Genomic DNA, 7,890 nt, shown 5'->3' with positions numbered 1-7,890 from the left:
CCCCGGATCAGGCTGCCCCCAGCTTCACGCAGCCGCTGCGACGGCCACGAGGTGAAGGTCTTCCACCTCCACTCGGTTCAACAGCGCCTCGCGGCGCACAATGGCATCGATGAACACGACCGGATAGACGGGGTCGAGGGGCCGGTTCTGCCACTCCGCCATTCCCTCCATGACCTTGTCGGTGATGGTGGAGATGGTCTGCTTCGACACCTCGGCGCCGTACACCTCGGCCAGGTGCGCCGCGATCTCTCCATGCGTCAGGCCCTTCGCCGACAAGGACAGGACCATGTCGTCGACCCCGGTCAGACGCCGCTGCCGTTTACGCACGATCTGCGGCTCGAACGTGCCCGCCGCGTCCCGCGGAACGCGGACCTCGACCGGCCCGACGTCGGTGAGCACCGTCTTGGTCCGGCTACCGTTACGCGTGTTCCCGCTACCCCGACCAGCAGGATCGTGCTTGTCGTAGCCGACGTGGTCGGTGATCTCACCGTCCAACGCCGACTCCAGGACCCGCTTGGTCAGCTGCTGCAGCAGCCCACCCTCGCCGGTCAGCTTCAGCCCGTCACCACGAGCCCGATCGACCAGCATCGCGATCAACTGCTCATCCGTGACCGCACCCACCGGCCCTACGGCCGGCTCCTGCTCCGAGGTGATCTCGGTCGTCATCTGGCGTCTCTCCCTTGATCGGTCGATCAGCCGTTATTTGTACAGTCCCTTGGCGGCCCAACGGGCGTAAGTTGACCTCCGGGGGGCAGCCGAGAGCGCTGGCGACGGCGTGTCAACCAACACGGGGAAGGTTGTTGGTTACGGCACCAGCCTGCCTTCAGGCTGGTCGCGACGGTCGCGGGAGAGGGATCGCAGTCGGGATTGTGAGCCGTCCCATCGCGACCTTCGCGTGACAGCCGGACGCTGGTGGGCTAGTCTGGCGGTGTCGGGGTCCCGATGCAACGCATATCTGCGGAGACCGACGCACATGTGTTCCAGAATTGAGTCGGGCCAAATTTTGGCCAGACGGCAACCCTCGGACGGGGAGCCCCAGCGGCGCTAGCCCTTCGCGGCGCTGTGGGAAACCGCCTACCTACGGGTCGCGCGGCAGTGATCGGTCAGATCGAGAGCCGGCGGAGGCCACTGCCCTGACGGGTCGACATTCAAACGGACTAGTGGAAAGCCCTCCTAAGAGGGCTTTCACTCTCTGGAGGATGTCATGACCGCACTTCCCGCCGATCCCGCGACGCTGGACGCATACGAGGCACTCGTCGCTGTCATTCGGGAGTGGCGTCAGACCGGACGGATGACGACAACTGCGGGTCTCAAGCCCGCCCTGCAGGAGCGCATGCAGGGCACCTTCTCCGAGCAGGGGCTCGGCTTTCCAACCTTCCGCGAGTTCGTGCAGGCGGCCGCTGAGAAGGGTTACATCCGCTTGGTGCAGCTACCAACGCGGCACTGGATGGCGCTGCTGCCCGACGAACCGGTGGAAGCCGTGCTGACGACGGACACCCAGTTGCCAACTACGGCCGCGAAGGCCGCGACGCCCACGATGACCTCCTCGGGCGGCGGTGGCACGGTGGCACCGGGCATGCGGCTGCGATCCGATGTCTGGCAATGCCTCGTCGATTGGGCGCCCGATCATCGGAGGCTCTGGGACAACGGCAACAACAGGGGCATCATGTACCCTGTCGGCCGCGACGGGCGGCCGGCATGGGAATCCTCCCCAGAACGCTTCATCGAAATGCCTTCCGCCGATATGGCTACCCAAATCGCCTGGATGCGCGAGTGGGCAAAGACGCTCACCGACCAGACGACCCGAGACGCCCTTCTGGCTAGCCTGGACGACCCCAGTCCTGGACGGTTCCGGAATGAGTTGAACCGCCTTGGACTGTTGTCCGCCTGGCGGGCGGAGTTGCAGCGCAGGGTACTGGACCTCGCCATCGCATGGGCACGTCAGAACGGCGTCAACGTCAGGGATCTCCTCGATACGCGTACGAGGGCAACCGCAAAACCGTCGGCGAACTCGGAGCTGACCCGATCCACGTCAGAAACAGCCACCCCAAAGTCCAACGACGAAACCGCCCAACTGCGGGTGCTGCTTCACTTGGTGATCGACCTGATGCCCCTGGCCGAGCTTGCGAGCCTTCCAATCAAGGCTGAGTACTTGCTGCGTGCGCGCGGCTGAGGCTTGTCATGGGTGTCAACCCGCGTGTGCCTGGTAAACAGGTATGCGATCTCCTCTCAGTCGCTCTGTCGCCAGCCCAGGTTACGCCTGTCGATCGGCCTCCCGGCGAGTATGTCCTGGCTGGAAAGGCAGGCACCTCGCCCCTTCGGCGGGCAACGCAAAAGCGGACCAACCCGGGATGGTTGCAGCAGGCATTCGCGGCCTTGAACGACTACGGCTTCGCCTCGCCGACCGCGACGGCAATCCTCGAGCAAGTAGTTAACCGGCCGAGCGCTGCGGGCCAGCTGCGCACCTCGGGCGGCATCATCGAGGTCTGTCAGTCGGCGCTGGTCACCGCGGCCGGCTCTACTGTTTACGTCGAACTCAGCGCCACCATCACCCCGGGTCTGCCACCCGAGGTCGCCAAGGTGGACGTTGAGGCGTTTCCCGTGGTGGTGGATGACGACGATCTTTGCACCGTGGCCGAGCGGCTGGAGACCATGCGGGCGCGGCTCCGCGTGGATCACCACCTTCAGCATCCGGACGCCCCGAGGGAAGTGCTCATTCTGGGCATGCCGACGCCGGGATATCTCGAGACGCCTCCTGATTGGGAGGCAAGACTACGCACCACCGCCGCCGTCGTCGGCCTGCGTCTCTCGATTGTCGCGGCCCCCCGTGAGCTGAGCTCTCAGGCCTTGGCGGAACGAGCCGACCTGGTTGTGGTCATCACCGGACGCGACTGGCGGCTCTCAATCGAGCGGTTTGACCAGCTAGAAAAGCCAGTTGAGCGCATAGGTAGCCCTGGGGCGACTTTCCAGAGTCTCCACAGCGAGTTCCGTCAACACATCGTCGCTGTGATGTGGGGTGCGGCATTGCCGAGCGGAACGGGACCGATCGAGCTGCTGTCGGGCCAGAGGGTCTACCACCGCAAGGTTCCCGGTGGACGCGGCTTCGACCGCTTCGACGACGGATCCGACTCTCCATGCGCGCACGGGAAGGACGGGTTTGTTGCATGGAGCGGCGACAAGGCATCCAAGGGCATGTTGCGACGCTACTCGAATTTCCGGCTTCTCCACTGCAGCCAGTATCCCAACTGCGGGATGTACGCCGTGGAAGGGGCTTAATGCGGGCCCGGACCTTGTGTGGGTTTAGTACTCCAGCGGGCCAGGGTCTCGATCATCGTCGGTGCGCCCTCTCGCGCTCGTGAGTTCGCGCCGAAGGCGACAGTCGGCTTAACTAAGTCCAGTAATATGGCCCTGATGTGTGGCAGGATTTCGTCCGTCTGATGGGGTGGAAAGAAAAGTCCATTGTGGAAAATGTCAACGCGGCGGCGAGCCAAAGGTGCGGCTTCGCATGACGGAGAAGTTCGAACGCCCATAGGTGACGGCCAGAATCCCCTCGCCTGGTTGGCCGATGCGAAGACAAGCAGGTGCAGAGGGGCGGCAACCGTGACACCCGGCGCCGGGATGAACCTCATCATCAGCGCCGGCGTCCCTACCTGCGCGGCTGGTGGCGGTAATTCTGCACCGCCCCTTTCCTCGACTGTGCACCCTGGCACGTCCCGTAGATGTGCCGACCGGACGGTTCGACGAACAGCGGGCCGTCGGCTGGCGACCTGCGCTCGATGAGCATCTCGTCGAGGTCGTGCGCCACCACGGGCAGCAACGGGATCCGTCGGCGGCGCCCGCGTTTGACCGTCAGATCCAGCACCCGGTGGCCACGGTCGGTGCCGAGGTGTTCGGCGGCGTCGACCATGCCCAGCTCGATTGTCGATCATCGATGACGGCGACCTTCGAAGCCTCTGGCCGGAGTTGCTGCTTCACCGCTTCCGGCGTTTCCCGCTCCCACGGTTCGGACCGGATCGTCGTCATGCCGACGCAAGGCGGTGTAAGAGCGCCTTGCCGCAGGGGCGGAGCCACATGATCTCATGGTCGGATGTCCGTTAAACCACCGCTTGAACCCGGCCCGCAGCATCCTGTGCTCGCCATCGCCGCGATCAAGCACATTCCCGCGACCGGTCAGGTGGAAATCACACGAACCGACGGGCAGACCGTACGAGGAACATCGGAGCGACTACGGGACACGATGCCATTCGTGAATCCGTGTTCGTTCCTCGCACGTCATCCCTGAAGATCGAACTGGCCAGCGGAATCACCCTCACGATGGAGATCGGCACGCTGCTGACCTCGGTGAACCGGCCGGTAGTCTACCTCGATCACAACCACTGGATCGACCTCGCCCGGTACTGCATCGGGTCCTCGCAGATCCCCGAGGACCGCGCTCGGGTCTGCCGCCGGATCACCGAGCTCGCCGATGCCGGAAAGATCATCTTGCCGGTGTCCGGTGCCCACCTGGTCGAAATCGCCAAGAAGGCCGACCGGCAGCGCCGGGACGTTGCCCAGGTGATGGTGAAGTACTCCCAGGGGTGGCAGATGATCAGCCTTTGCGGGTACGAGCCCACGAACTCCATCACCTCTTCGGCTCCGAGCCTGCGGCTCTCGGCAAGTCCCAGGTCTTCACCCTCGATCCCCACGCCCTATGGGCCGACGACAAGAACCGCCAGCGGCACGCAGACCGCCCGGCCGGCACGCTGCCCGCGGAGATCCAGGGGCTACGTAGTCGACCGGATCACCTGGGCCGAGGCGTTGCTGGAGACCTTCGTTGACCCGGAGCCGACGGTCTCGGACATCGGCACGGAGATGGCGGAGAATTGGGCGAGATCCTTCCAGGAACTCGCGATCCACGTGCGGAACACCCCTCAAGCCCGTTCGCACCTGCGCGACGTGACCAGAGTGCGGGCGCTGAGCGACTTCATCCAGGACATCGCCCGGGCAGCTACGTATCGTTGCCGGCTGGAGCACGGAGGAGATTCAGCAGTGTTGGACCCTCCGCGCCGAGACCGAGATCGCGGCCGTTCCCATGCTCGGACGATTCCGGGAACTGGTGCACCTACGAGTCTCCAACGCCGACGACAAGTGGCACCGCAACGATCTCAACGACACCCTCTTCCTGTGCACGGCCAGCTCCTACGCCGACATCGTCGCCGGCGAGAAGAAGATGACCAGCTACCTAATGAGAGCGCAGGGAAAGGTGCCGGACGGTGCCCGGCTGTTCCGCCGGATGGAGGACGCGCTACCCGCCATCTCGACGGCAGCAGCCTGAGCCGCACCCAGCGGAAACAGGCATCGCACGGTGCTACCGCCTGTCGGCGACGCGTGAAATCGGACCCCGGGTCGGCGGGTGAATCTGGACCCCTCTTCGAGGATCGGAGGGGTGTTGAGCATGGAGAACTGGGCGGAGATCCGTCGTCTTCATCGGGCTGAGGGGATGCCGATCAAGGTGATCGCCCGCACGCTTGGGGTGGGTCGTAACACGGTGCGGCGGGCGTTGGCCGCGCAGGGGCCGCCGAAGTACCAGCGCCGGCGAAGGGTTCGATCGTGGACGCGGTGGAGCCGCAGATCCGGGCGTTGCTGCGGGAGTGGCCGTCGATGCCGGCCACGGTGATCGCCGAGCGGATCGGCTGGACGCGGTCGTTGACCGTGCTCAAGGAGCGGGTGCGCCTGTTGCGGCCGTTGTTCATGGCGCCGGACCCGGCGCAGCGGACGGAGTATCTGCCGGGCGAGTTGGCGCAGTGTGATCTGTGGTTCCCGCCGGCGGATGTGCCGTTGGGGTTCGGGCAGGTGGGTCGGCCGCCGGTGTTGGTGATGGTGTCCGGCTATTCGCGGTGGCTGTCGGCGGTGATGATCCCGTCGCGGCAGTCACCGGACCTGCTGGTCGGACACTGGACGTTGATCTCCGGTTGGGGCAGGGTGCCGAAGGCGTTGGTGTGGGACAACGAGTCCGCGGTCGGGCAGTGGCGGGCCGGCAGGCCGCAGCTGACGGAGGCGATGAACGCCTTCCGCGGCACCCTCGGCATCAAGGTGATGCAGTGCCGGCCGGCGGACCCGGAGGCGAAGGGTCTGGTCGAGCGGGCCAACGGCTATCTGGAGACGTCGTTCCTGCCCGGACGGCGGTTCTCCTCGCCGGCCGACTTCAACGCCCAGTTGTCGGAGTGGTTGGTGCGGGCGAACAACCGCCAGCACCGGATGCTGGGCTGCCGGCCGGCGCAACGGTGGGACGCCGACCGGCAGGTGATGCTGTCGTTGCCGCCGGTCGCGCCGGTGGTGGGTTGGCGGCGGACCACCCGCCTGCCTCGTGATCATTACGTGCGCTTGGACGGCAACGACTATTCGGTGCACCCGTCCGTGGTCGGCCGCCGCGTCGAGGTCACCGCCGATGCCGATCGGGTGGAGGTGTTCTGCGACGGTCGGGCGGTGGCCCGGCACGACCGCTGCTGGGCCAAGCATCAGAGCATCACCGATCCCGTCCACCGACAAGCCGCCGCAGATTTGCGTATCGCCGCCCAACACAAGCCGGCGGCCGCCGTCGACGGCCAGGTCGAACGGCGGCCGTTGAGTGACTACGACCGCCTGTTCGGCCTGGACGTCGAGGTGGCTGCGTGATGGCCGCCAAGACCAGCCGCAACGTTGTCTCGGAGATCGCGTTCCTCACCCGCGCCCTGAAGGCGCCGTCCCTCGCGGCGTCGGTCGAGAGGCTGGCGGAGCGGGCCCGGGCGGAGTCGTGGACGCATGAGGAGTTCCTCGCCGCCTGCCTGCAACGCGAAGTGGCTGCCCGGGAGGCTCATGGCGGTGAGGGCCGCGTCCGGGCGGCGAGGTTCCCGGCTCGCAAGAGCCTGGAGGAGTTCGACTTCGACCACCAGCGGTCGTTGAAGCGGGAGACGATCGCCCACCTCGGCACCCTCGACTTCGTGGCGTCGAAGGAGAACGTGGTGTTCCTGGGCCCGCCTGGCACGGGCAAGACCCACCTGTCCATCGGCCTGGGGATCCGGGCCTGCCAGGCCGGACACCGGGTCGCGTTCGCCACCGCCGCCCAGTGGGTGTCCCGCCTCGCTGACGCTCACCACGCCGGCCGTCTCCAGGACGAACTCGTGAAGCTCGGCCGGATCCCGCTGCTGATCGTCGACGAGGTCGGCTACATCCCCTTCGAAGCCGAAGCCGCGAACCTGTTCTTCCAGCTCGTCTCCAACCGCTACGAACGCGCGTCGCTGATAGTCACGTCCAACAAGCCCTTCGGCCGGTGGGGCGAAGTGTTCGGCGACGACGTCGTCGCCGCAGCCATGATCGACCGCCTCGTCCGCCACGCCGAGGTCATCTCGATGAAGGGCGACAGCTACCGCCTCAAAGACCGCGACCTCGGCCGCGTTCCTGCGGCTACCAAGACCAACGACTGAGTAAGGTCATACCCAGGCAAAGGGGTCCGATTTCAGACGCCGCAGCAGGGTCCGATTTCACGCGCCGACGACACCGCCCCGTGCGGGAAGCAACGAACCGGCCCGCGAGCGGGTAGACACATGGTTGTCCAGCTGATCTCGGTGCCGGCCGTAACGGCGCGTGGTTCGCAGGTCGGCGTGGCCGCGAAGTCCTGGCCCGGGCGCAGGTCACCACCGGTCGGATCGAGAAACTCGGTGATCGCGGTAATCGGATCAGACGGTGGGTGGCGCGTGGGTGCCGCCGCCTTTGGTGTGCTTTCTTCGCGTCTCGTTGTTCTGGCCTGGGCCCCGTACTGGGCGTGAGGTCTGTGCCATTCCGCCGCAACGCGGGCAGGTGGAGCTGGTCGGCGAGGGAATGCACAAGCTGGAGCTCCCCGAGCCCGAGCATGTACTGCGGAGCCAGGCATAT

Annotated in this window: 6 protein-coding genes and 2 pseudogenes; 5 read left to right on the top strand and 3 right to left on the bottom strand. The window is 66.0% G+C overall.

Annotation, left to right across the window (positions count from 1 at the left end; genetic code table 11):
- Positions 1 to 96: 96 nt before the first annotated feature.
- A pseudogene (locus E1258_RS07540) lies at positions 97 to 588 on the bottom strand (transposase); the annotation flags it as partial.
- Between the two features lie 616 nt (positions 589 to 1,204).
- Here E1258_RS07540 and E1258_RS07535 point away from each other — a divergent pair.
- Both E1258_RS07535 and E1258_RS07530 read left to right on the top strand, forming a co-directional pair.
- Positions 1,205 to 2,173 (top strand): hypothetical protein, encoded by a 969-nt coding sequence (locus E1258_RS07535; protein WP_132398108.1) that lies wholly within the window; start codon positions 1,205 to 1,207, stop codon positions 2,171 to 2,173.
- A 182-nt stretch (positions 2,174 to 2,355) separates the two neighbouring features.
- Positions 2,356 to 3,276, top strand: a complete 921-nt coding sequence (locus E1258_RS07530; protein ID WP_132398106.1) for a hypothetical protein — start codon at positions 2,356 to 2,358, stop codon at positions 3,274 to 3,276.
- Positions 3,277 to 3,646: 370 nt separating this feature from the next.
- Here the strand turns inward: E1258_RS07530 and E1258_RS07525 are convergent, their stop codons facing one another.
- Together E1258_RS07525 and E1258_RS07520 are read right to left on the bottom strand one after the other, a co-directional pair.
- A complete protein-coding gene (locus E1258_RS07525) occupies positions 3,647 to 3,907 on the bottom strand; it encodes a hypothetical protein (protein WP_132398104.1) in 261 nt (86 codons plus the stop codon).
- A 460-nt stretch (positions 3,908 to 4,367) separates the two neighbouring features.
- Positions 4,368 to 4,625 (bottom strand): hypothetical protein, encoded by a 258-nt coding sequence (locus tag E1258_RS07520; protein ID WP_132398102.1) that lies wholly within the window; start codon positions 4,623 to 4,625, stop codon positions 4,368 to 4,370.
- Positions 4,626 to 5,071: 446 nt separating this feature from the next.
- Between E1258_RS07520 and E1258_RS07515 the strand changes: the two genes are divergently transcribed.
- From E1258_RS07515 to istB, 3 genes and pseudogenes are all read left to right on the top strand, one after another.
- The gene (locus E1258_RS07515) at positions 5,072 to 5,314 is read left to right on the top strand and encodes a hypothetical protein (protein WP_132398100.1); all 243 of its coding nucleotides are present in this window, start codon (positions 5,072 to 5,074) and stop codon (positions 5,312 to 5,314) included.
- A gap of 111 nt (positions 5,315 to 5,425) precedes the next feature.
- Positions 5,426 to 6,654 (top strand): annotated as a pseudogene (gene istA, locus E1258_RS07510) (IS21 family transposase).
- The gene (istB, locus tag E1258_RS07505) at positions 6,654 to 7,442 is read left to right on the top strand and encodes an IS21-like element helper ATPase IstB (RefSeq protein WP_132398098.1); all 789 of its coding nucleotides are present in this window, start codon (positions 6,654 to 6,656) and stop codon (positions 7,440 to 7,442) included. The pseudogene istA and the gene istB overlap by 1 nt, the downstream one beginning before the upstream one ends.
- Positions 7,443 to 7,890: the final 448 nt, after the last annotated feature.

Origin of the sequence: Micromonospora sp. KC207, assembly GCF_004348615.1 — a bacterium.
Lineage (GTDB): Bacteria > Actinomycetota > Actinomycetes > Mycobacteriales > Micromonosporaceae > Micromonospora.
The sequence above is the reverse complement of the archived record's forward strand: the minus strand, read 5'-3'. Positions and strand labels throughout refer to the sequence as shown.